Source organism: Aliibacillus thermotolerans (assembly GCF_027853235.1).
In the GTDB taxonomy this organism is placed as follows: domain Bacteria; phylum Bacillota; class Bacilli; order Bacillales; family Marinococcaceae; genus Aliibacillus; species Aliibacillus thermotolerans.
Genome location: NZ_WKJG01000028.1, coordinates 1 through 24,579 on the forward strand (window position 1 = coordinate 1; position 24,579 = coordinate 24,579).

Below are 24,579 nucleotides of genomic sequence, written 5' to 3' on the forward strand. Positions count from 1 at the left end.
ATAGTCTAAAAAGACAGTTAATTCATGTTTCAACAGCTGATTGATGGCTGTTTCCAAATGATAACGAAAAACTTCTTCGATATCTTGTTTTTGTGCTAGTGCTTCGATTAAATCTGTAGTAAGATGAATCATAGGGAAGACCTCTTTTCTGTGAATTTTGTAGGCTAACTTTATTCTACAGAAAGGGTCTTCCTTTTTCTATGAACATTATTTAGCGCATTTCTATTTACACAAAATATTTTACACTCTCTTTTTATCACTTTACACTAAAAAATATAGCCTCTAACGCTAAAACGTTAGAGGCATAACTTTACTCAAATAGTCGCTCTAAAAACCTTTTTAATTAATCAAAAACGAGTATACAACTTTTTTGTCGAGTATACGACTTTTTTGTTCAGTATACAACTTTTTTGTCACTTAACATCTTCCACGGAATTCACCGTTTCCCTCCTCAAGTGAGGTACTACGTTTTCTGTGTTCATCATGACTGACTGAATGCAAAGGGCTATTCTCTCTTCATTGTTCAGTCCTTCCAAACCGTTCTAGACCGATTTGTACGATGACCTCTGCTGACTTCTGATGGTTCAGCTACTCCTCATGAAGTAGGTTATGAAGGGTACTTCACGTATCCATCAGACCTCCCTGGTAAGGATGTCATCTTTCCTTCCATCTATCCGCTTCATTTACTCTGTATCACCTTTGGCAGAAAGGACTTTGTTTTGTCTTGCAAACTCATCCAATGATACCTATCCTTGTATGAAGTTCGTGTTCCTCGAGACCTAGTTTCGCGCCCACTTCCTTCAGATTCCGCGTCGCCACGGACACCCTTGCGTTAAGCTAACCACTACTTCTGCCTTCGTGGCTCGGGACTCTCACCCTATAGATTACACCCATGCCAGGCGCACAAGAAAAAAGTTGTCATTCGATAGAAAGAATGACAACTTTTTTCCTTTATTTTGCTATGTGAATTGGTGTTCCAAGGGCAACTTCTGCCGTTTCCATTGTAATTTCGCCTAAGGTTGGATGCGCATGAATGGTCATCGCAATGTCTTCTGCAGTCATACCGGCCTCGATGGCAAGACCTGCTTCCGCAATCATATCTGAGGCGTTTGGTCCAGCAATTTGCGCTCCTATGACTAATCCATCTTCTTTTCTTGTGACGAGCTTCATAAATCCATTGGCATCATTTAGTGATAACGCTCGTCCATTTGCTTGGAACGGGAATTTCGCAGCTACCACATCAAAACCGGCATCTTTCGCTTCTTTTTCCGTGTAGCCTACGCTTGCCAGTTCAGGCTCCGAAAAAACAACCATAGGGATTCCTAAATAGTCGACAGCAGATGCTTCCCCACTGATTGCTTCCGCCGCTATTTTTCCTTCGTAGGAAGCTTTATGAGCAAGCTGTGGACCAGGTACAATGTCACCAATGGCATAAATATTTTTCTTATTTGTGCGACATTGTTTATCTACTTGAATGTATCCTTTATCGTCCATTTCCACACCTATCTGTTCTAACCCTAATTCACTAGTATTTGGCTTACGACCAACGGAAACGAGTAAGTAGTCTCCTTCAAACGTTTTTTCTTCCCCTTTGACTTCTGCTTTCACGGTGACTCCGTTATCTGTTTCTTCCACAGATTGTGCAAAAGCTTGCGTTTCAATATTGACACCTTTTTTCTTTAAATTCCGTTGAACAAGTTGTGCCATTTGTTTTTCAAAGCCGGTCAGAATGCGTTTTTCACCTTCTAAAACGGTTACTTTGGCACCTAAGTTTGCATACGCTCCAGCCAGCTCAATACCAATATAGCCGCCGCCAATCACTACTAAATGCTCTGGAACCTCTGACAAAGACAAGGCACCGGTAGAGTTAATGACGCGATCACTATATGGAAAGTTTGGCAATTCAATTGGAGAAGATCCAGTGGCAATAATACAGTTTTTAAATTTGTATGTTTGGGAAGAATATTCATCTGTAGAAACTTTTACCGCATTTTCGTCGGAAAAATAAGCTTCTCCTTTCACCACTTCCACTTGATTTGCTTTCAATAAGCTTTCCACGCCACCGGTTAACTTTTGAACGATTCCGGACTTCCATTCTTGTAATTTAGAAAAATCTAACGTTGCTTTTTCGGTCGCAATCCCCATATCCGGAGCACCTTCTGAAGCGTGATTGTAGCGATGTCCCGCTTCAATCAATGCTTTAGATGGGATACAACCAACGTTTAAGCATACGCCACCGACTGCATCTTTTTCCACAATCGTTACTTTTTGTCCGAGTTGTGCTGCGCGAATTGCGGCCACATACCCTCCTGGACCTGACCCAATAATAAGTGTATCTACTTCTTCTGCAAAATCTCCTACAACCATTTCGTTATCCCTCCATTAGTAATAATTCCGGATCGTGTAATAAGCGTTTCACGTGATTTAACGCTTCTTGTGCAGTGACGCCATCAATGAGACGGTGGTCATAACTTAAAGATAGTGCAAGCATCGGTGCAATGACAACTTCTCCGTCTTGAACGACTGCTTTTTCTTCGATGCGTCCGATACCTAAAATCGCAACTTCCGGGTGATTAATCACCGGTGTAAACCATTGACCTCGAGCTGAACCTACGTTAGAAATAGTGCACGTTCCGCCACTCATTTCTTCATTGGTTAACTTACCATCCCGAGCCTTCGTTGCGAGTTCATGGATCTCATCTGCCAGCATAAAAATCGATTTCCGATCCGCATCTTTAATCACTGGAACGACCAAGCCTCTTTCAGTGTCTGCTGCAATACCAATATTATAATACTTTTTGTACACAATTTCTTCATTTTCATCATCAATAGATGCATTTAATGTCGGATATTCTCTTAAAGCGGAAGTTAACGCTTTAACTACATACGGCAAGTAAGTTAATTTAATGCCTTTTTCCGCAGCAACTTCTTTATATTTTTTTCTGCTTTGAACGAGTCGGGTGACGTCTACTTCATCCATATGAGTAACATGTGGAGCGGTCTGTTTCGATTTCACCATGGCAGTGGCAATTGCTTTTCGAATGCCCTTCAGTGGAGCTCTTTCCTCCAACAGCGCCGGATCTCTAGAAACTTGAGTCGATTCAAGAGAGGCAGTTTCTCTCGCTTCTATTTCTTCTTTCTCTTGATCACCTGCTAAGTAACGTTCAATGTCTTCTTTTAAAATGCGACCATTTTTTCCACTGCCCGTTACTTTTTCAATTTGTACTCCTTTTTCTCTTGCAAACTTACGAACTGACGGCATGGCGATAACTCTTTTCTTCTCATCTGCAACGGGTTCTTCTTGTGCTTCATCCTGTTTACTATCTTCTGTTGAGGCTTTTTCTTTCGGTTCTGCCTCACTTGATGTGTCTTCGCTGTCCTCGGATGGAGCATCTTCGCTACCGTCATCAATGACGACAATTACATCACCAACGACTGCTGTTTCGCCTTCATCTACTTTTACTTCCTTCACTATCCCTTCCACTGGGGAAGGGATTTCCACGACCGCTTTATCGTTTTGAACTTCACACAGTGTATCATCCTCCTGCACTTCATCACCTGCTTTGACAAACCACTTCACGATTTCGCCTTCGTGAATCCCTTCGCCAATATCCGGGAGCTTAAATTCAAATGCCACTACGTTAGCCTCCTTTGGTTTTCGTTATTCTTTTCTCTATCCGTTTTTCCATCTCATCAAACAGTCGAAAGGTTGTCCATTTAGAAGTCCAATGATGCTTTTACTTTTTCGATAATGTCTTCTTCTCCAGGAATCCACTCGTCTTCCACCTCTGCAAAGGCATATACGGTGTCTGGAGCAGTAACACGCATCACTGGTGCTTCTAAGTGTAAAATAGCGCGCTCACTAATCTCTGCTGAAACATTTGCTGCTATTCCTGCTTGCCGCTGTGCTTCTTGTACGACAATTGCTCGATTTGTTTTCTTTACTGACTCAATTACCGTTTCTACATCGAGTGGACTAATGGTACGCAAATCGACAATTTCGGCGTCAATTCCTTCTTCTTCTAGTTGATCCGCCGCTCTTAATGCGGTATGAACCATTGCCCCGTAAGTGACAATCGTCACATCTTTTCCTTCTCTTTTAATGTCAGCTTTTCCGATTTCTATCGTGTATTCTTCTTCCGGTACTTCTTCACGGAAAGAACGGTACAATTTCATATGTTCTAAAAAGATGACCGGGTCGTTATCACGAATCGCAGAGATAAGTAAACCCTTTGCGTCATAAGGAGTAGATGGAATAACAACTTTTATACCTGGGGTTTGTGCCATTAATCCTTCCAAACTATCGGCATGAAGTTCAGGCGTTTTTACCCCTCCACCGAACGGTGAACGAATCGTGATGGGAGAATGATAATGACCGCCGGAGCGATAGCGCATGCGTGACATTTGACCAGCGATTCCATCCATTGTTTCAAAAAGGAAGCCAAAAAATTGAATTTCCATGACGGGACGGAAACCCGTGAGCCCAAGCCCAATCGCAAGACCGGTAATTCCCGATTCCGCAAGAGGAGTGTCAAACACTCTTTCCTCGCCAAATTCTTTTTGCAAACCTTCTGTCGCACGAAACACTCCGCCGTTTTGTCCCACGTCTTCCCCAAAGACGAGGACATTTTCATCGTTTTTAAGCTCCGTACGCATCGCATCTGTAATTGCTTGAATCATTGTCATTTGCGCCATAGCTTACTTCGACTCCTTCTTCTTATATTCTTCCCATTGCTCCTCTAATGAGTCAGGAAGTGATTCATACATAAATTCAATGAGTTCCGTCACTTTTTGTTTTGGCGTGTCATCTGCTTGTTTAATGGCGTTTTTCACATCTTCTTTCGCCCGCTCCATGACTTCATTTTCTTTCTCCTCTGACCATAACCCTTTCGATTCAAGTAAAGTACGAAAACGAACGAGCGGATCTTTTCTTTCCCATTCATCATCTAAATCAGCAGTACGATATCTCGTCGGATCATCTCCGGCCATCGTATGTGGACCGTAGCGGTAACAGTACGTTTCAATTAACGTTGGTCCATTTCCTTTTAACGCTTCTTCTCTCGCATCTTTTGTCGCTTTGTACACTGCTAGCACGTCCATTCCGTCCACCATGACGCCTCTTATTCCTGCTGCCACCGATTTTTGTGCAATCGTTTTCGCAGCGGACTGTTGTTCTACGGGAACAGAAATGGCAAATTGGTTATTTTGCACAACAAACACCGCTGGCGCTTGATAGGCACCTGCAAAGTTAATTCCTTCATAAAAGTCACCTTGAGACGCTCCTCCGTCTCCTGTATACGTAATAGCAATGTTTTCTTTTCCTTTCCGTTTCAAACCAAGAGCTACTCCCGCCGTTTGGACAATTTGTGCACCGATAATAATTTGAGGCATCAGCACGTTGACATCTTCCGGTATTTGTCCACCACCAAAATGTCCTCGTGAATATAAAAATGCTTGATAAAGCGGAAGACCGTGCCAAACAATTTGTGGAATATCACGATATCCCGGTAAAATCCAATCCTTTTTGTCAAGCGCAAATTGTGAACCGAGCATCGATGCTTCCTGTCCGGCAACCGGCGCATAGAAGCCCAGTCTTCCTTGACGGTTAAGCGATATGGCACGCTGGTCCCAAATTCTCGTATACACCATTCTTTCCATCAATTCGACCAATTCGTCGTCGGATAGATCGGGCATGGCCGCTTCGTTAACAATCTCCCCTTTTTCATTCAAAATTTGAAACATTTCAAACTTGCTTTCAATTTCCTGTAATCTCTTTTCTGGCACCAAACTTCACCCTTTCTTTCATCATCACAATACATGAGAGCATTGTTGAAAACGGTTCATTACTACTTCGTGTTTCCTTCGGCTCATGGAAAAATTCGAAAACGCGAGCATTCGAACAAATCACTCTACTTTCATCATACCCTGAACAGGATATAAGTAACCATCGAATTTCTCCAATCTGTTTCAATCGAACCGCATTTTTAATGAAACAACTCATCTTACTGACTAGAATATACTACAATGAATTCTTTCGTCAATCCTTTTTGCTCACACGATTTGAAATAATGTTTTGTTTTAAAATAGACGTTGTTTTTCTGAAACTGTTATATATCATTTTAATGTATTTGTTATACAGTTTTTCGTTTTCATTTTTCCTCATGCTTTTCTGTATCTTTCGTTTCTTTCATTTTTACTTGAAAACCTAATTCTTCATATAACTCCGTCTTTACTTCATTAAACGCTTTCGTAGCGTCATTAAATGTTTGCTGATCTTCTTCTACTTGCTCATATATATCATTTATCGCTTGAACTTGCTCCTTTAACTCTTCCATTGTCAATTCCTCATTTGTCATGCTTTCATACAATTGAATATCTTTTTCAATTCCTTCCACGTATCTATCATGCAAAGAAAAATACGCGTTTTCTCTTTCCTTAATCCATCGTTTCATTTCTAAAACGATCGACTCTTCTACTGTTTGAAGTTCATCCATTGCGTCTTTTGCCGTTTCATACTGTTCGAAAGCTTCTTTCATGATTTGTTTTTCTTGTTCCAATAACTGCGTTCGTTCTTCTGCTAATGAAATGGCTTCTTCGACCAACGTCGTTATTTTTTCCATCTCCTCTACCGGAAGCGTCACCATTTGTTCATATATTTCTACTTCTTCCTTTTCTAATGCAATAAAGGAAGCGCTTTCTTCTTGAAAGGTTGTTTCTACCTGTGCTCCTTCTTCTAAATAGTTGTACACTTTCTCTTCTGGAGAATGATGACAACCGATAAACAAGAGACTAGTCATAAAGAAAATACAAATAAACACGATTCGATGATTGCTCACAATGTTCCTCCTCCACCATAAAACGATTAACGGTATCATCATATCTTATTCAATAAATGGAAGCAACGAAGTTCTAGGGAAAGCGAGTGGGCTTTCACTTTTGAATGAAACGGGTTTTTGTTATACTAAAAAGAAAGAAAATGGACTGTTATGTTACTGTTGTTTAGGAGGAGTACACATGATTACGATGAAAGATATCGTGCGAGAAGGGCATCCTGCATTAAGAAAAATTTCTGAAGAAGTACGACTCCCTCCTTCAGAAGAAGATAAAAAAATACTAGAAGAAATGCTGACCTTTTTAAAAAATAGCCAAGACCCTGAAATCAGCAAAAAATATGGGCTTCGTGCCGGAGTAGGACTTGCGGCACCCCAACTTGCCATTAATAAACGCATGTTTGCGATGCATGTGACCGATGAAAAAGATCGCCTCTATAGTTATGGCTTTTTTAATCCTAAAATTGTCAGTCATTCGGTCGAAGAAACTCATTTAGAAAATGGAGAAGGCTGTCTCTCTGTTGACAGGGAAGTACCCGGTATTGTTCCACGATACAAACGAATTACTATTGAAGCTGTCACTTTAGAAGGAGAAAAAGTGAAGTTACGCCTTCGCAATCTACCCGCTATCGTCTTTCAACATGAACTTGACCACTTAAACGGCATCATGTTTTATGATCGGATTGAAGGCTATCAAGATCAATTTAAAAAAGAGCTACCATAAAAAGGAGCTGTCCAAAAAGTCATTATTGGTGACTTTTTGGACATTTTTTTGTTATCGCTTCATCAAAAATTGCTTCTGGAAACGTCTCTTGGCCGAATAGGCATGTTTCCAACACCAAATGGTTGATGGAAGTAAGTCATGGATGGGTCATGCTATCGTTTCATATAAAAATAGCTAATGGAAGCAAGCCATGAATGGATCATAACACTGTTTCATTCAAAAATGTCTGATGAAAGCAAGTTATGAATCGCTCATGCCACCGTTTCATTCAAAAATAGTTTGAGGAAACAAGCTATGAACGGATCATGGCACCGTTTCAGCGCTAAATGATTGTTGAAAGGAACGCTCGATTTATTTTTCAGGACTTATTAGACAGCCTCTTTTTATAACAGCTGTAACTTTTTCAAACCGTTCACAATCCCATCTTCATTGACGTGTGTTGTAACAAAATCCGCACTTTCCTTCACAGCATCCACTGCATTCCCCATCGCAACGCCCACTCCTACTTCTTGAATCATTTCCACATCATTCAGCCCATCTCCAAATGCTGCTGTTTCTTCCATGGAATATCCAAGATGAGAAACGATGGAACGAATTCCTTCTGCTTTCGATTGCCCAAAAGGTAAAATATCAATAGAGTATCGATGCCAACGTACAAAATGAAACATTCGGTATGTATTTCGATACATTTGTTCCTCTTTTTCATTGCAAAAAATCAATGCCTGATATATTTCCTTGTTTTTATAAAAATCTTTTTGCACCGGCGGATACGGCATTTTTAAATATCCTAAACTTTCCGCTACCGCTTCATGATTTCCCGTATCAGCAGCAGCACTATTGCCATCTAAAAAAACCATCGGATGCTCATTTTCTTGTGCTTCTCGTTGAAGTCGTTCCAACCATTCTGTGGAAAGAGGCTTTTTGGAAATAACTTCCCCATGAAGGGCGACATATGAGCCGTTAAACCCTACATATGTATCAATTTCTAATTCTTTTTGCAATGTTTCAAACATAAAGGGCGCTCTTCCTGTTGCAATTCCAACGTGAATCCCGTCTTTTTTTATGGCTTGAATTGCTTTTTTCGTAGCAACAGGCATTTTCATTTCTTTTGTAAATAATGTGCCATCAATATCAAAAAAGACAATTTTAGGCTTCTTCATTTTCGCTTGTCCTCCTTCAATCCAATGTTCATTATCTCCCATTTCTCCGTGAAAAAAAAGTCCGAACCTTTCCCATCATTTGTTAAGTAATAAACGGACTTTTTCGGTAAGACTAAACAAAAAGAAAGAAGAAAGGAGAGGTCTCTATGTTAAGAAAATGGCGAAAGAAGTTATTGAAATCATGCAAACATTTACTTCCTCCTCATCGCAAAGTACCGGCATAAATGATTTTTCCTTCTCTCCATCACTATACATTTGAAAATCACAATAAAATCAAGTACAATTTCTTCGTCGAATATGATGAACGTATAAATAACACAACGATATAGATGAAAATAACTCGGTATTGTTTTATAATGTAAAGCATATACGTTGTTCGCTATGTGGAGATGCGTACCTGGAGTGAGCTACAGGTCGCATTCTTTATGTAATAAAAAATACAAAAAAAGGAGAGAAGGAAATGATTTACAAAGTTTGGTATCAAAAAAACCAAGATGAAATTCCAGTCCGGGAAAACACCGATGCCCTCTTTATTGAAGCATCTTCAGAAAAAGAAGTACGGCAAAAGCTTGCGAAAAAAAATTACATTATCGAATATATTGAGCCGGTGTCAGAAGCTTACCTTGAATATGAAAAGAAAACGAATAATTTTAAATTGGAGAACATATAAAGCATGAAACAATTAAAGAAAAATCAAGTTGGTATTTTCGCCCTCGGTGGGCTTGGTGAAATTGGAAAAAATACGTACGCCGTACAATATCAAGATGAAATTATTTTAATTGATGCGGGGATTATGTTCCCTGAAGACGATTTGTTAGGCATCGATTACGTGATACCGGATTACACTTATTTAATTCAAAACAAGGAAAAAATTAAAGGGCTTTTTGTTACCCATGGACATGAAGACCATATTGGCGGCATTCCTTATTTATTACGAGAAGTGAATATTCCTATTTATGGCGGTCCGTTAGCATTAGGTCTTTTAAAAGGAAAATTGGAAGAGCACGGTTTACTGCGACGAGCAAAATTACACGTCGTAAAAGAAGACGACGTGATACGTTTTAAAAAGACGAGTGTTTCTTTCTTCCGTACAACGCACAGTATTCCTGATTCTTTAGGAATTGTAGTTCATACAAAAGAAGGAAATATCGTTCATACAGGTGACTTTAAATTTGACTTTACACCGGTCGGAGAACCCGCAAACCTCGCAAAAATGGCCCAAATCGGGGAAAACGGTGTCTTATGTTTGCTTTCGGATAGCACCAATAGTGAAGTTCCTGGTTTTACCATGTCGGAACGAAAAGTAGGTAAAAGTATCAACAATATTTTTAAACAAGTAGATGGACGAATTATTTTTGCTACGTTTGCTTCCAATATATATCGGCTGCAACAGGCAGTAGAAGCAGCAGTGAATGACGGTCGAAAAATTGCGGTATTTGGTCGCAGCATGGAAGCGGCAATTACGATCGGACAAGAACTCGGATACATTCGCGCACCGAAAGGAACCTTTGTTGAACCGTCACAGTTGAATCGCATTCCTAATCATGAAGCCGCGATATTGTGCACGGGAAGTCAAGGAGAACCGATGGCTGCTTTATCAAGAATAGCTCATGGTACCCATCGCCAAATTCAAATCATTCCTGGTGATACCGTCGTCTTTTCCAGTTCGCCTATCCCCGGGAATACTTTATCCGTAAATAAAATTATTAACCAGCTTTTCCGTGCGGGAGCAAATGTTATTCACGGCTCCTTAAATAATATTCACACTTCGGGCCACGGCGGACAGGAAGAGCAAAAGTTGATGCTCCGGCTCATGAAACCAAAATATTTTATGCCGATACACGGGGAATACCGGATGCTAAAAATGCATACGATGCTTGGAAAAGACTGTGGTATTCCATTAGAAAATTCCTTCATTATGGAAAATGGGGAAGTCCTTGCTGTTTCCCAAAAAGGTGCAGAAATTATCGGAAAAGTTCCTTCCGGCTCCGTCTATGTTGATGGAAATGGAATTGGCGATATTGGCAATATCGTCCTAAGAGACCGACGCATCTTATCAGAAGAAGGTTTAGTTGTGGTTGTCGTCAGCATCGACATGAAGAAATTTAAAGTTGCTGCCGGACCAGACATCATTTCCCGCGGGTTTGTATATATGCGGGAATCCAGTGAACTGATTCACAATGCCCAGACGATGCTAGCGAAACATTTAGACGGTGTAATGAAAAGAAAAACAACACAATGGGCGGAAATTAAAAATGAAATCATTGATCAATTAGCACCTTATTTATATGAAAAAACACGACGAAAACCAATGATTTTACCAATCATTATGGAAATTTAAAAAAGAGATGTGCCAAGCGCACATCTCTTTTTAATCCATCCAATGGTTTTCTAACCGTCCGATATCATCATCTGCTCCAATAATGATAAGAATATCCTTTTCTTTCATAACTAAATCGGGAGAAGGAGAAACATAAACGTCCTCCTCTCTTTTTACCGCCAAAATATTGCAACCATAAGTGGCGCGAAAATCTAGCTCAACGATCGTTTTTCCTACCATTTTGGCTCCTGCGACCATCTCTACAATACTGTATTTATCTGAAACCTCCAGATATTCCAACACACTTTCTGACACGACTTGATGCGCTACTCTTACTCCGATATCTCGTTCCGGATGAACGACGGAATCGGCACCAATTCGATTTAACACTTTTTCATGGTAATGATTTTGTGCTTTCACCGTAATTTTTTCTACCCCAAGATCATCTAAAATAATCGTCGTTAAAATACTTGCTAAAATATTATCTCCAATAGCTACAATGACATGATCAAAATTCTGTATCCCTATCTTTTTTAAAGCTTTTTCATCGGTGGAATCAGCCACCACTGCCTTTGTCACTATAGAAGCAAATTCTTCTACTTTTTCTTTATCTTGATCAATTGCTAAAACTTCCATTTTTTCTTTCATCAATGCGTGACATATGCTTCCTCCAAATCGACCGAGTCCAATCACCGCAAATTGCTTTTTACTCCTCATCTCTTTCCTCCGTTCCTTCCATCTATCGCTTCCATTTTAACGGACGAAAGAAATTCAAGCAAAAGCGATCTCCAATGCATGCCACGTATTTTTTCCAACCAGCCCGTCTTCGGAAAGATGACGGGATCGTTGAAACTGGCGTACCGCTTGTTCTGTCAGGGGACCAAAGATACCATCCACTGGTCCAGGATGTATGCCGATTTGCTTTAATTGACGTTGTAGTTTTTTAACAACTTCTCCTCTATCTCCTTTTTTTAACAATGTTTTATTCGTGCGAGATGATAACGATACAAGGTTTTTTCTAAATTGTACCATTGATATGCCTGGGCAATGATTCGAATGATGCCCCCGCAATTCCCGATGCCCAAACACATGAGACGTCGAAAGTGACAATGTTTCTAACAATTGTTGCGTTAACGCTAGCGCCTGACGATATTGCAAAGTCGTTGGTTCTTCCAAACGAAAATCTCCCGTGAGACAAATTCCAACAGATCGTCTATTATGACCATTGACATGATATGAAATAGTCGTTAATTGATTGCATTTATAGACGGTTCCATCTTTTTGAATAACGTAATGATAACCAATCCCAGGCCAACCGTGCTGAGTGACATGATAGTTGGCATAAGAAAAAGGCGTCCCGTTACGAGTGGCACTATGATGAATGACAATCTGATGAATGTCGGACAGTGTTCGGCATTGATACTTTTTCGTCGAGTGCGTCATTAATTGATGTTGAATCGAATGAATTTTCATTTTCTTATCCCCCCTATTTTCTATATGGAAGAAAAACAGTCAAAAAGGGGAGATAGAAAAAACCTGTCGCATTGTTTCGCAACAGGTCGTTTAGAACTTTTCGTTATTTTTTTTCTGTTTTTCCAAGAACGCGGTTCACTCGTTTCGTCAGCATTTTCATACCGCCACCACCTGCTTGGAAATGTCTTAGTGTGCCGTCTTTATCAAACACATAATAAGCAGGAACATATTCATTTTCAAATGCATCGGTTAATTTATGTTCATTATCAACAAAAATTGGTTGAGTAATACCGTGTTCTTCTGCTACTTCCTTCACTTTTTCAATATCTAAATCTTTTTCGGAACGAGGCATGTGAACAGCAACTACATTGAGCTCTTCTTTATATTCATCTCTAAATTCATTCACCTTTGGCATCGCCTCTTTACATAAGCCACAGCTGACGGACCAAAAATGAATGAGCGTTGGCTTGTCACCGAGTAAGTCTTCTTTTGTTACTTCTCCATTTAACCAAGTGGTTGCACCTTCCATATCCGGCATTTCAGATCTTAATTTCAGCGCCATAACCGTCCCTCCTAAAAATACGCATGCTTTACAACATCGGTAAGAAAGAGGTCTAACATCTCTGCTAGACCTCTCTTTTTATCCTTTATACGAGAACGTTACTATACTTTCAATGTTTCTTGGCCAGGTTTCCAGTTTGCCGGGCAAAGTCCGCCTGTTTGAAGTGCTTGAAGGACACGAAGCGTTTCATCTACGTCCCGACCGATGTTATTGTGGTTAATCACGGAATACATTAGTTCACCTTCAGGGTTAATGATGAAAAGACCGCGAAGAGCGACCCCTTCGTCTTCTATGAGCACACCGTATTCTTCAGATACACGGTGGTTTGTGTCAGCTGCAAGAGGATAGTTTAATTGGCCGAGACCGTTATCGTCCCGATCTGTATTAATCCAAGCTAAGTGCGTATGGATAGTGTCTGTAGATACACCAATGACTTCTGTATCCAAATCTTCAAACTCATCGTAACGATCACTAATGGCAGTAATTTCTGTTGGACATACGAACGTAAAGTCCATCGGATAGAAGAAAAGTACGGTCCACTTATCTTGTTTCATAATTTCTTCTAAGCTTACTTTTCCAAACTCTTTGTTTGGCATGACTGCGTCCATTTCAAAACGTGGGGCTTGTTTTCCTACCATGCGCTTTTCACTCATCTGTCAAAACACTCCTTTTTTTCTATTTTTGACCATGTTCAGTATAATACAAGATTTAGATTAAAGTCAATATCATTTAATAATAAATTTAATTAATCACCTTTCTCCTATTAACCCTTTCGTCATCTACCCTTTTCAGATGAATTTAAACCACCTCTATATTTTTAATGAGAAAACGTAAAAGTTCTTATCACAAAATATTACAATGTTCAAATAATAGAATACTCAAAATTTAATGATTTGTAAAATAGTTTGATTTAACGTTCATGTTGAGCTTTGATATGGAAAAAATAACTGTCTCCCAACAAAAGGGAGACAGTTATTTTCTTACAATAATTCTTTTCTTAATTCAGCTGGTGATTTTGGAGAAAGAAGCCCCGGTGCAATATCAAACATCGTTTTCGCTCCGATATCGCCTTGTTTATTGAGACGATATGCCGCTCGCGCATAAGCCACTAGTACACTGGATGTAAATTCGGGATTGCTTCCAAGTTTTAAAGAATACTCCATCAATTGATTTGTACCTTCTCCTGTTTTACCGCTCCGGATGACAAAACCACCATGGGGCATAGCAGAATGTTCTCTTTTTAATTCTTCTTCCGTAATAAAGTGAACGGTCGTTTCATAATCTGCGAAGTAGTGAGGCATCGTTTTAATCTTGTGTTCAATTTCTTCTTTATTTGCTCCTTCTTCCGGAACGACATAACACTCTCTTCGATGCATGTCCTTTTTCTCTAACGTTGGATTTTCTCCGCTACGTACTTGATTGACAGCTTCTTCGAGAGGAAGGGTATATTGGACTCCTGCTTTCACCCCTTCTACTCTTCTCACGGCGTCAGAGTGTCCTTGGCTTAATCCTTTTCCCCAAAACGTATATGTATTTCCTTCTGGTAACGTCGCTTCTCCAAGCAAACGGTTTAAAGAAAAAAATCCAGGATCCCATCCGATCGAAATAATGCTCGTTGTCCCGGCTTCTTTGGAAGAAGCATCTACCGTTTCAAAATATTCGGGTATTTTAGCATGATTGTCATAACTATCAACAGTATTAAAGATCTGCGCTAATTGTGGCGCTTGTTTAGGTAAATCGGAAGCAGATCCCCCGCATAAAATCATGACATCAATATCATCTTGATAAGATGTTACGTCATCCATCTTAACGACTTTTACTTGCTTATCTTCTACATCTACCTGGCTTGGATCTCTTCTGGAAAACACTGCCACTAAGGTCATATCATCATTTTGACGAAGGGCACGCTCTACTCCTTTTCCGAGATTCCCATACCCCGCAATTCCAACTCTAATTTTATCCATTTACATTCCACTCCTCTTCTTTATTACCTATTCTAAAAATAGGGTATCCTATATCATTTTTTAACACAACTACATTTAAAAAATTATAACAAAAAGAAGGAATTAACTTATCAGCTCTCGAATTATTGATAGGTATGACTTTTCAAGGAAGGAGTTTGACAGATGGGTTTAACTGCAGACATTTGTGACGTACATAAAGATAAAGTAGTGCTCGCTGATCCATTGTTTCAATGCTATGGGCAAAAAAAGACTTTTTACGGACCGATTCATACCGTAAAAGTATATGAGGATAACGTTCTCGTTAAAAAAGCATTGGAAGAAATCCCTGCCGGAAGCGTTCTCGTCGTTGATGGTGGCGCTTCTATGCGAGTCGCATTGATGGGAGACAATTTAGCAGCGATTGCGCAAAATAGAAAGCTTGCCGGTGTCATTATTAACGGGGCTATTCGCGATTCCGGTGATATTAACGCGATGCCTGTTGGTGTTCGTGCGTTAGGGACTTGCCCGTTTAAATCAATGAAAAAAGGAGAAGGAGAAACGAATATCCCTCTTTTATTTGCGAATGTAGAATGGAAACCGGGTGCTTGGGCCTATGTGGATGAAGACGGTATTTTACTCTCTGACACAAAACTACCATTGGAATAACTGACTCATTTATACACATACAAAAAGAGCGTCACTCATTGACGCTCTTTTCTTTTTATCAAATTAGTTATTAAATTGTGCTGTTTCTGTAGAACCTGCCATCGCTGTTGTGGAAGAAGTTCCACCAGTGATTACTTGAGAAATTTCATCAAAGTATCCTGTACCTACTTCACGTTGGTGACGAGTTGCTGTATAACCGTCTTTTTCGCTTGCAAATTCTGCTTGTTGCAATTCAGAGTAAGCGGCCATACCGCGCTCTTTATAGCCACGAGCAAGAGTGAACATGCTATGGTTAAGCGCATGGAATCCAGCAAGAGTAACGAACTGGAATTTGTATCCCATTTTGCCAAGTTCCACTTGGAACTTCTCGATTGTTTCTTGATCGAGGTTTGCTTCCCAGTTAAAGGATGGAGAACAGTTATAAGCAAGCATTTTGTTTGGATACTTTGCATGAATTGCTTCAGCAAAACGACGGGCTTCTTCCAAATCTGGTTTAGCTGTTTCACACCAGATAAGATCCGCATACGGAGCATAAGCAAGACCGCGAGAAATCGCCTGATCAAGACCTGCTCTTGTACGATAAAACCCTTCGGTTGTACGTTCACCGGTAATAAACTCTTTATCATTGTCATCAATGTCACTCGTAATAAGGTCCGCTGCATTTGCATCTGTGCGGGCACAAATGATTGTATCTACACCGCTAACGTCTGCTGCAAGTCGCGCTGCAATAAGGTTGCGAACAGCTGTTTGTGTTGGGATAAGCACTTTACCACCTAAGTGACCGCATTTCTTCTCCGATGCAAGTTGATCTTCAAAGTGAACACCTGAAGCACCCGCTTCAATCATCGCTTTCATTAATTCAAATACGTTCAATTGACCACCGAATCCTGCTTCAGCGTCAGCAACAATCGGAGCAAAAAAGTCGATATCCCCTTCGCCTTCCATATGTTGAATTTGATCCGCCCGTTGCAATGCTTGGTTAATACGCTTTACAACATGCGGTACACTGTTTGCCGGATATAAGCTTTGGTCAGGATACATTTGTCCGGCAAGGTTTGCATCAGCTGCTACTTGCCAACCACTTAAATAAATGGCTTTTAAGCCAGCTTTTACTTGTTGTACTGCTTGGTTACCCGTAAGCGCTCCTAATGCATTGACATAAGGCTCTTCATGGAGAAGCTTCCAAAGTTTTTCTGCTCCTTTTTTTGCCAATGTATGTTCAATTTGTAAGGAACCACGAAGTCTTACAACATCTTCAGCGGAATATGGTCTCTCTACCCCTTCCCAACGTTCATTATTTTCCCAATCTTCGCGAATTTTTTGTGCTTCTGCTTGCAAGTTTGCCATGTTTCTCATCTCCCTTTCCAAATTCAAGAGATTCAGCCAGCCCCTATCCAGCTTCTCTCTATTCTGTTTTAATACAGTTTACGTTTCTGGTTATTATAATATAACAGACCCCTCGTAAATGCAACCCTTTTTTAGAAGTTTTTTTAATAAATTTTGCAAAAGTTGGGTATACAAAGAGAATAACCGGTGAAATCATCTGAACACGAAAGGGTTCTGTGTCATAACAGCACCTTTTCTCTCTTTTCGATGCGAAATAAAAGAAACGTAAAAATAGAAGTAATCAGCAAGATAAAAAGAGAGCCAATAATCACACCTGGCCACTTATACATCGGCCATAAAAAACCATAATAAATACTTCCTATACTTCCCCCAATATAATAAGAAGTTAAATAAAGGCCGGATGCGCTTGCTTTTGCTTCCATTGCGTGACGAGTGACCCATGCGCTCGAGCTGGAATGAACGAAGAAAAAACCGAAACTTAATAACAATAAACTAAAAATGATGACGATAAATGATGGGATCAAGGTGAAAGTTAAACTGACGACCATGCATAGAATTCCAATAAACATACATGTAGTCTGCTTCCACCTTTGGGAGGCTTTCCCCGCTAAAGATGAGCTGATTGTGCCGGCAGCATAAGTAAGAAACAACCCCCCTAACACAGAAGTAGAAACAGAAAACGGCTCTCCACTCAAATAGTATGTAATAAAGTTAAAAACACCAATAAACACAAAAAAATGTAATCCACCGATGATATAAGCATATAGCATGACCGGATTAATTAAATGGCCTTTGTTGTCTTGGATGACTGTTTTTAAATGGAACGGACGAGGTTGAAATCGACGGGATGGAGGCAATAACAAATAGACGAGTATAAAAATGATGGCACTAACGACTGCCATGAGGAAAAATGCTGTTCTCCAGTTAAAAACATCGGTAAGCACACCGCTTAATACCCGTCCTCCCATCCCACCAAAACTATTACAACTAATGTAAATTCCAACAGCGATAGCCATTGCTTTCATATCAAATTCTTCGCTGATGTAAGCCATTGCTGCCACCGGAATCCCGGCAAGAGCAATTGCTTGAAAAATTCTCGCAATGAGTAAGACTTCAAATGTGGGAGAGATGCTAATGGCAACCGTCCCGATCATTCCTAAGATCATCGCAATAAAAATAATATTCCTTCTACCGTACGCATCGGAAAGAGACGTATAAATAAAAAAACTGATTCCTAATACAAATAATGAAACGGAAATGGTTAAAGCAGCTGTTGTCTCCGAAATATTAAATTCCTTTGTAAACAAAGGAAGCAATGGTTGAGGGAAATAAATATTTGCAAACATTAGTATGGAAGCACTTCCTAATGCAATCGTTGCTTTCCAAAAATCCCTTGTCTGACGTGTAATCATTCGTAACCCTTCTTTCTAGCTGTAGATTCAAAGGCAATTTTATGCATCTTATTATACACTAAAGAAGCAACGAAAAAGCTGTTTTAGCTTTCTTCTTCGCTAAAACAGCCGATCTTATTTTTCTATATATCTATTGTTATCTCATAATCTTCAAGCATGATTTGGTGGCGTAATATGCATCGGGCGACCAGCTGGATAGAGAACGAGTCATCGCTTTTTCTACCGTTTCTACTCCTTCTTCTTCCCAAATACCAAGCATTTCGACATCTTCCATACTTCGATTGTCACAAAGCCAGTCTTCTACAAGTTTAAAAACCTCATCCGCATCCGTTCCTTTGATTCGCGTATGCACTTTATCACCAATCCGAATCGTCGTAAACATGGACATCATGCCGAGGAGACTTTTGCCATTAGCGACAGCACCGTTCTTTTCAAAAAAGACCACACTTTCAAACCCTTCCAATTGACGGACAAATTCTAGCACTTCACGAACAGCCAAGCTTTTCGACAAAGAGAAAGTTTGTATCTGTTCCATTCATCGATTCTCCCTTTCTGTGCCCGACGTATCCTCTCACTTTTCATTATAAGAAATCTGCAAAAACATAGCGAGCAATTCCGGGAGGTTTCACAGAAACGTCTTAAATGCTATTCTTCTGAATCTTTTGAGCGTTCGTTTATTTCTTTTACCTTTTCTTCTCGCAACGCATGCAAAAATTCTTCTTCTCCATTTTCCACATAAAGCGATTGCGTAGGATATGCCAACTCCACTTGATTGTCATCTAAAATCCGCAATATTTCCATATTTATCTTTTGTTTCACTTTCGTCCACTCGACCCAGGCAGTTGTTTTCGAGAAAAAGTACAAATAAATTTCATAAGAATAATCTTTTAATTGATTAAAGTTCACAATGATTAATTCTTGGTGAATATCTTCGTCATGTCGTAGCATCTGTTCAATATCTTGTACTACTTTTTCCACTTTTTCCCGTGGAGTGGATTTATCAATTTCCACTGTAAAAGTAATGAGTCGTTTTGTCATGGCTGACCAATTCGTAATCGGTTCATGAGCAATGGTATTATTAGGTACGACTACGATTGAATCTTCAAAAGCACGGATTTTCGTACTGCGAAAAGAAATGTCTTCCACAATTCCTTCTACCGTAGGAGTAGCAATCCAATCTCCTTTTTTAAAGGGTCTTTCTGTGACGATAATCACACCTCCAAAAAAGTTGCTAATAGTATCTTGTGCAGCAAGAGCAAAAGCAAGTCCCCCGAGTCCCAGCCCGGCAATAAAACCATTCACATCATAGCCAAATTCAAAAGCAATAATCGTTAAAGTGAGTGCAACGATGACAAAGCGAATGATTCTTGATAAAAACGGAATAAGCATACTGTCTTTTCCGTCTTCCATTTTTAAAGCGATTTTATTGTATAATTGAGAAGTGGTACTTGCAAAATTAAAAAATCCCCATCCAATGACAGCGACAATGATTGAGCGAAATACTTGATGGATAAAGTGTAAATTCTCCGACGGTATCGGTAAGTATAAGAGGGCTAAATAAATCCCTAAGACGCCAATAAAAAAATGTATCGGCTTTTCAAATGCCAATAACAAATTTTGGAGTAAGTGGGAGGCTTTGTTCGCAAAAACTAAAATCATTTTAAAAATATACTTTGTGAATATTTTACGCAATAAAAAAATAGCAGCAGCGATAATGACTGCAATGCCAATATCGATCCATGGTAAATCCCACAACCATTGTTTCCAATCATTTAAAAATTCCATTTGGTGTTCCTCCGTTCTATCTCTCTGTTGTTCCCTTTTTTATTTTACATGATGCTTGACTGTTCTTTGAATGGTACCATATGATGATATTTCCTTATTTTCTTCCCCTCAAACTAAAAAACCTCGATGAAAAGAAAACTTTTCATCGAGGTTGGTAAGTTAGACACGTTCAATCGTATCTGTTGGCCACATACTGACATTTTCGGCCATATCCCAAAACATATATTCAAAGCGACTCGTTTTCACGACGATATCTTCTAGTCGCTTTTTCTCATGTTCTGGTTTATCTTTTGCAACTTGATTGATTAAATTTTTGCACTCATTTGCTAAAGAAGTGAATTCATCCGAAGAATACATTTTCACCCAATTTCCATAAAATTCATGATCCAACGCTCCCGGCCAAGTCGCTAATTCTTTTCCGATGTAATTATAGCTCCACGCACAAGCGAGAACCGAAGCAATGGCGTTTTCCACTCCTCCTAACTGAGACACATTCAACATGTAACTTGTATAAGCTGTCATCGTAGCAGATGCCTCCGTTTTCTCTAATTCTTCGGGAGTAATATGAAACTTCGCTGCATATTCACGATGTAAGTCCATTTCGTAATGCAACGTACCATGAAGTAAATTAGCAAATGTCTGCATGGTTTGTAAATCGTTTGCTTTCGCACTTCCTATGGCAAAAATGCGCGAATATTCAATTAAATAAATATAATCTTGCTTCATGTAATGTTTAAACTTTTCTTGATCTAATGTCCCTTCTCCAATTCCTTTTACAAATGGATGTTCTAAATAAGACTTCCAAATAGGTTCCACTTTTTCCCATATGCGTTCAGTAAATAATTGTGACATATTCATCCCTCATTTTCGTTTTTTTTTTGCCAAAATCAAAAAAGCCGTTTCTTCCGAAGCGGAAGAACGGCAACATTACATGAATACGTGGGTACAATAACGGTACTCACAATCGCAATATCACTTCCCTCCGCTAGTACGAACTAGATCAGGTACAAAGGGTCAGAGCCAAAACTCTTTCTCAGCATCTAAACGCGATGCTCCCCTAGTGAATGATGGTATGATCTTGTATGTCCATTGAATCATAAAACGGAATATATTTCAAATTTTTCTATTTGTAACTATGTATGATTTACGTGAAACGTCTCATAATAAAAAATGAATTTTGATTAAATTGGAGGGGTTAGTGTGCAACCAAATGAAATGCAACAACGAGGAAGCCAAATGACAGGGATGACATCTGACACGTCTTTCGGTGGTCACGATATCCTCGATGCCCATGAAGTCATTGGAAGCATGATTGATTTCTTAGACCATTGCAAGTTATATGAATCCCACATTCAAGATCCACAATTAAAAGATATTCAACAGCGGCAGTACAATTTTCTAACCGGGCTTTACAACACGGTGATCGATACGTTTCAATCCGGAAAAGATCCATCAAAAGCGACTCATTCGTATAAAATGACGCAAAGTAACGACGTCATTTACGGTATGACGCAAGGCCAACCGAAAAAACCGGCACAAAATGTGAATGAACTTGATGATGAATGTATTTCTAGCTTTATGATGGGACACACGAAAGCACTTGCTTCTTCGTTAACGATGGCTGCTTTTGAAGTGTCCAATCCGGTATTAAGAAGAATTTTTGCTGATAGTGTACCGAATTTGATTGAAATGGGATATGAGCTCTTCTTGTATCAAAATAAAAATGGTTACTACCAAGTACCACAATTAGAATCTTCTCATATGTCGATTTTACAACAAAGCTACACCCACGCTTCCCAACCTCCACTAAATTAAGAAATCAGAGGCTGGACATCACTAGCCAAAAAAGAAATGGTTCCAAGCACTAAAATTTGCTTGGAACCATTTCTGTAGGGTGTTTTCTCTTCTTTCTATGATTGGATTATTGTCTGGCGGTATATTTCCTTAGAAGTCCATTTTTCTGTGTCTCTAACTCAAGAAGTGTAAAAGAGCCTCCAATAATTCTATGTCACCAGTATGATGTACGCGAATCGTCAGCAGATGGCCGAATGCAGCGCAAGCCCCCAATCAAAGTTTCCCTGGAACGAGATTCCCCATTTGTAACACGTCATGAGACCATTCAGTAGGAATTTTGTGTGATATTTCGTCGTATGGATCTTTTATACGACCATTCATTGCATCGTTCTCGTAATAAAAGGTCGTATGAAACATGTTGCGACCTATTTTTATCCTAATTTCTTCCAATTTTAACTTTCATATGACCATTCACCGGTGTTTGACAAAATGAAGCGTCGTATGAAACGTTTATGGGACGATTCATCTTCTTTTTTAACGCGTCATTCGTCGCATGAAACATAAAAACGCTCCGAATCATCTAAATTGTTCCAATTCTAATCCTCTTACAACCACTTCTGTTCGGATTGTACGAAAAAAGTGTCGCATCACCAGTTCATACGACACTTTTTTCATTATTTTCATTGTTAAATGTTCTTTGTACAAAATTAGAGAGACTCGCCAAGTTTTTGGCGATGACTGAAGTTTTGTCCCTTCCCCTTATTTTCACTTCACTTTAAATGACCGAACAATATTTGATAATTCTTCCGCTAAAACAGCTAGTTCATTGGCACTTGCTGCTACTTCTTCCATAGAACTGCTCGTTTGCTGGGAGGAAGCGGATGTCTCTTCAATACCTGCAGCAGCTTCTTCCGACACCGAAGCAATTTCTTCAATGGAAGCATTCATTTCTTGACTGTTAGCTACAACGGTGGATAGTTGTTCCGACATGTCATGAACGTTTGTAGCTACTTTCCTAATCGCAGCATGAATATCTTTAAATTTCGTCTCCGTTTCTTCGACTTGAGCTGTGCCACGCTCCACTTCTTCATATCCTTCTTCCAAAGAGGAAGTGACACTACATGATTCCTTTTGGATATTCGTGACAATCTCAGTAATGTCGGTGACCGAATGAGCGACTCCTTCCGCTAACTTCCGTACTTCTTCCGCCACAATAGCAAAACCGCGTCCATGCTCTCCCGCTCGAGCTGCTTCAATGGAAGCATTTAAAGCAAGTAAATTCGTTTGTTCCGCAATTTCTTGAATGACAGATATTAATTTAGAAATCTCTTGTGATTGATTATCTAAACTACGGACTCTTTCCACTGCTTGATGGACGATATGATGAATCGTTTCCATTTGTTCTTTCGAGTCATTCATCAACTGCCGGCCTTCCTCGGCTACTTGTAATACTTCTTCGGAAGACGCTTCAATTGCTTTACTATTTTCGTTCACTTCTTCCATCGTGCCAGTGAAAGTTTGCATAGCGGTAGAAAGCTCGCTTGCATGATTCGCTTGAGATTCCGCACCTGAAGCAAGTTCTTCCATCGTCACTGCTACTTGTTCAGAACCACTTTTCACTTCAGAAGAAGATTGGGACAATTCTTCACTTTGGCTACTCATCGATTCTGATGCTCGCGCCACGTTTGTAATCATTGTTTGTAATTGTCGCTTCATATTATTAAGAGAACGAGCCAGTCTTCCCACTTCATCGTTTGTTTTTACTTCCACATCCCCAATAGTCAAATCACCGTCCGCTAAATACTCCATTTGTTTCGTTACCAGATTGATAGGCTTTGAAATACGGTTCGCAAACCACCATGTAATGATGGCTCCTATGATGATAGTAATGACGTATACGATGATAACCGTTCTTAAAATATGATGAGCAGGCGCGTTAAAATCACTACTGTAGGTACTTGATACAACAGTCCAACCCCATTCTGGAATGGCTTGAGAATATGCAACTTTCGGCTCTACTTGTTGATTAACTGGATGTTCCCAATGATAGTAAGAAAATCCTCCCCCATTTTTTCCATCAGCAATCATTTGCTGAATAAACATTTCCCCGTGAATATCTGCTTCTTCCCACATTGGTCGATCCTCATCAGAAGGATGAGCAACGGCAATTCCGTTTTCATTCAAAATAAAAATATACCCATACTCCCCAAGATCGAAACGATTATTAATCGGACGATTTCCTGTGTTATCTTTCTCCCCCAGAACCGCTACTTTCAATTTTTCTTGGGCTTCCAGTCGTGACAAATTCCCATTCTCCACTTCTTCTTGTAACGATTCTGCCATTTCCACTGCCATTTCAACACTATTCTTCAAATTCGTATTCCCTAGTTCTTCTAAGCTCTTTTTACTTTGCTGGAAATTGACGATACTTAATACAAGTAAAGGTATGATAAGCAATAATAGAGCAATTGTAATGAGTTTAGACTTAATTGTTTTCATCTTTCTAGACATAAAAGAATGTAACGTTTATTACATTCTTTATGCGCTCCCCCCTATTCCTCAT

The 24,579-nt window shown here is 39.6% G+C and carries 22 protein-coding genes, 1 pseudogene and 1 riboswitch; of the genes and pseudogenes, 5 read left to right on the forward strand and 18 right to left on the reverse strand.

The genetic code is table 11. From position 1 onward, the window contains the following. From GJS40_RS03160 to GJS40_RS03185, 6 genes and pseudogenes are all read right to left on the reverse strand, one after another. A pseudogene (locus tag GJS40_RS03160) lies at positions 1-132 on the reverse strand (IS256 family transposase); the annotation flags it as partial. Positions 133-951: 819 nt separating this feature from the next. After that, on the reverse strand, positions 952-2,367 hold the full coding sequence (gene lpdA / locus GJS40_RS03165) for a dihydrolipoyl dehydrogenase (RefSeq protein WP_270896093.1): 1,416 nt from the start codon (positions 2,365-2,367) through the stop codon (positions 952-954). Between the two features lie 4 nt (positions 2,368-2,371). Further along, complete coding sequence (locus GJS40_RS03170; protein WP_270896095.1) at positions 2,372-3,637, reverse strand: dihydrolipoamide acetyltransferase family protein; 1,266 nt, start codon at positions 3,635-3,637, stop codon at positions 2,372-2,374. Between the two features lie 80 nt (positions 3,638-3,717). Beyond that, positions 3,718-4,695 carry an alpha-ketoacid dehydrogenase subunit beta gene (locus tag GJS40_RS03175; RefSeq protein ID WP_270896096.1) on the reverse strand — a complete coding sequence of 326 codons (978 nt, stop codon included), beginning with the start codon at positions 4,693-4,695 and terminating at the stop codon, positions 3,718-3,720. Positions 4,696-4,698: 3 nt separating this feature from the next. Continuing rightward, positions 4,699-5,742 (reverse strand): pyruvate dehydrogenase (acetyl-transferring) E1 component subunit alpha, encoded by a 1,044-nt coding sequence (gene pdhA / locus GJS40_RS03180; protein WP_270896445.1) that lies wholly within the window; start codon positions 5,740-5,742, stop codon positions 4,699-4,701. Positions 5,743-6,149: 407 nt separating this feature from the next. Beyond that, on the reverse strand, positions 6,150-6,836 hold the full coding sequence (locus tag GJS40_RS03185) for a YkyA family protein (RefSeq protein WP_270896097.1): 687 nt from the start codon (positions 6,834-6,836) through the stop codon (positions 6,150-6,152). Between the two features lie 178 nt (positions 6,837-7,014). On the opposite strand from GJS40_RS03185, the gene def reads away from it, so the two are divergent. Then, on the forward strand, positions 7,015-7,554 hold the full coding sequence (def, locus tag GJS40_RS03190) for a peptide deformylase (protein WP_270896098.1): 540 nt from the start codon (positions 7,015-7,017) through the stop codon (positions 7,552-7,554). Between the two features lie 383 nt (positions 7,555-7,937). Here def and GJS40_RS03195 read toward each other — a convergent pair whose 3' ends face one another. Continuing rightward, entirely contained in the window at positions 7,938-8,714 is a 777-nt protein-coding gene (locus GJS40_RS03195; protein WP_270896099.1) for a Cof-type HAD-IIB family hydrolase, read from the reverse strand. Positions 8,715-9,174: 460 nt separating this feature from the next. Here GJS40_RS03195 and GJS40_RS03200 point away from each other — a divergent pair, with 460 nt between their 5' ends. Both GJS40_RS03200 and rnjA read left to right on the forward strand, forming a co-directional pair. Beyond that, positions 9,175-9,384 carry a DNA-dependent RNA polymerase subunit epsilon gene (locus tag GJS40_RS03200; RefSeq protein ID WP_270896101.1) on the forward strand — a complete coding sequence of 70 codons (210 nt, stop codon included), beginning with the start codon at positions 9,175-9,177 and terminating at the stop codon, positions 9,382-9,384. Positions 9,385-9,387: 3 nt separating this feature from the next. Then, positions 9,388-11,055 carry a ribonuclease J1 gene (gene rnjA / locus GJS40_RS03205; protein WP_270896102.1) on the forward strand — a complete coding sequence of 556 codons (1,668 nt, stop codon included), beginning with the start codon at positions 9,388-9,390 and terminating at the stop codon, positions 11,053-11,055. Positions 11,056-11,085: 30 nt separating this feature from the next. On the opposite strand, the gene GJS40_RS03210 is transcribed toward rnjA, so the two are convergent. The 5 genes from GJS40_RS03210 to GJS40_RS03230 all read right to left on the reverse strand — a co-directional run bounded on the left by GJS40_RS03210 (position 11,086) and on the right by GJS40_RS03230 (position 15,033). Continuing rightward, positions 11,086-11,751, reverse strand: coding sequence for a potassium channel family protein (locus GJS40_RS03210; protein WP_270896103.1), 666 nt, complete (start codon positions 11,749-11,751; stop codon positions 11,086-11,088). A gap of 54 nt (positions 11,752-11,805) precedes the next feature. Continuing rightward, on the reverse strand, positions 11,806-12,507 hold the full coding sequence (locus GJS40_RS03215; protein WP_270896104.1) for a peptidoglycan recognition protein family protein: 702 nt from the start codon (positions 12,505-12,507) through the stop codon (positions 11,806-11,808). Positions 12,508-12,610: 103 nt separating this feature from the next. Continuing rightward, positions 12,611-13,069, reverse strand: a complete 459-nt coding sequence (locus GJS40_RS03220; protein ID WP_270896105.1) for a TlpA disulfide reductase family protein — start codon at positions 13,067-13,069, stop codon at positions 12,611-12,613. A 101-nt stretch (positions 13,070-13,170) separates the two neighbouring features. After that, entirely contained in the window at positions 13,171-13,722 is a 552-nt protein-coding gene (locus GJS40_RS03225; RefSeq protein ID WP_270896106.1) for a peroxiredoxin, read from the reverse strand. A gap of 327 nt (positions 13,723-14,049) precedes the next feature. Further along, positions 14,050-15,033, reverse strand: a complete 984-nt coding sequence (locus GJS40_RS03230; RefSeq protein ID WP_270896107.1) for a diaminopimelate dehydrogenase — start codon at positions 15,031-15,033, stop codon at positions 14,050-14,052. Between the two features lie 162 nt (positions 15,034-15,195). Here GJS40_RS03230 and rraA point away from each other — a divergent pair, with 162 nt between their 5' ends. Continuing rightward, positions 15,196-15,678 carry a ribonuclease E activity regulator RraA gene (gene rraA / locus GJS40_RS03235; protein ID WP_270896108.1) on the forward strand — a complete coding sequence of 161 codons (483 nt, stop codon included), beginning with the start codon at positions 15,196-15,198 and terminating at the stop codon, positions 15,676-15,678. Between the two features lie 63 nt (positions 15,679-15,741). On the opposite strand, the gene aceA is transcribed toward rraA, so the two are convergent. From aceA to tenA, 5 genes are all read right to left on the reverse strand, one after another. After that, positions 15,742-17,025 (reverse strand): isocitrate lyase, encoded by a 1,284-nt coding sequence (gene aceA / locus GJS40_RS03240; RefSeq protein ID WP_270896109.1) that lies wholly within the window; start codon positions 17,023-17,025, stop codon positions 15,742-15,744. 218 nt (positions 17,026-17,243) lie between these two features. Further along, complete coding sequence (locus GJS40_RS03245; RefSeq protein WP_270896110.1) at positions 17,244-18,437, reverse strand: MFS transporter; 1,194 nt, start codon at positions 18,435-18,437, stop codon at positions 17,244-17,246. Between the two features lie 136 nt (positions 18,438-18,573). Continuing rightward, the gene (locus GJS40_RS03250) at positions 18,574-18,972 is read right to left on the reverse strand and encodes an HPr family phosphocarrier protein (protein WP_270896111.1); all 399 of its coding nucleotides are present in this window, start codon (positions 18,970-18,972) and stop codon (positions 18,574-18,576) included. A gap of 110 nt (positions 18,973-19,082) precedes the next feature. Further along, positions 19,083-20,222, reverse strand: a complete 1,140-nt coding sequence (locus tag GJS40_RS03255) for a mechanosensitive ion channel family protein (protein WP_270896112.1) — start codon at positions 20,220-20,222, stop codon at positions 19,083-19,085. A gap of 159 nt (positions 20,223-20,381) precedes the next feature. Continuing rightward, positions 20,382-21,074 (reverse strand): thiaminase II, encoded by a 693-nt coding sequence (gene tenA / locus GJS40_RS03260; RefSeq protein WP_270896113.1) that lies wholly within the window; start codon positions 21,072-21,074, stop codon positions 20,382-20,384. A 108-nt stretch (positions 21,075-21,182) separates the two neighbouring features. Beyond that, a riboswitch (TPP riboswitch) is annotated at positions 21,183-21,291 on the reverse strand. A gap of 131 nt (positions 21,292-21,422) precedes the next feature. On the opposite strand from tenA, the gene GJS40_RS03265 reads away from it, so the two are divergent. Further along, positions 21,423-22,037, forward strand: a complete 615-nt coding sequence (locus GJS40_RS03265; RefSeq protein WP_270896114.1) for a spore coat protein — start codon at positions 21,423-21,425, stop codon at positions 22,035-22,037. A gap of 744 nt (positions 22,038-22,781) precedes the next feature. Here the strand turns inward: GJS40_RS03265 and GJS40_RS03270 are convergent. Then, positions 22,782-24,515, reverse strand: a complete 1,734-nt coding sequence (locus tag GJS40_RS03270; protein WP_270896115.1) for a methyl-accepting chemotaxis protein — start codon at positions 24,513-24,515, stop codon at positions 22,782-22,784. Positions 24,516-24,579 lie beyond the last annotated feature (64 nt).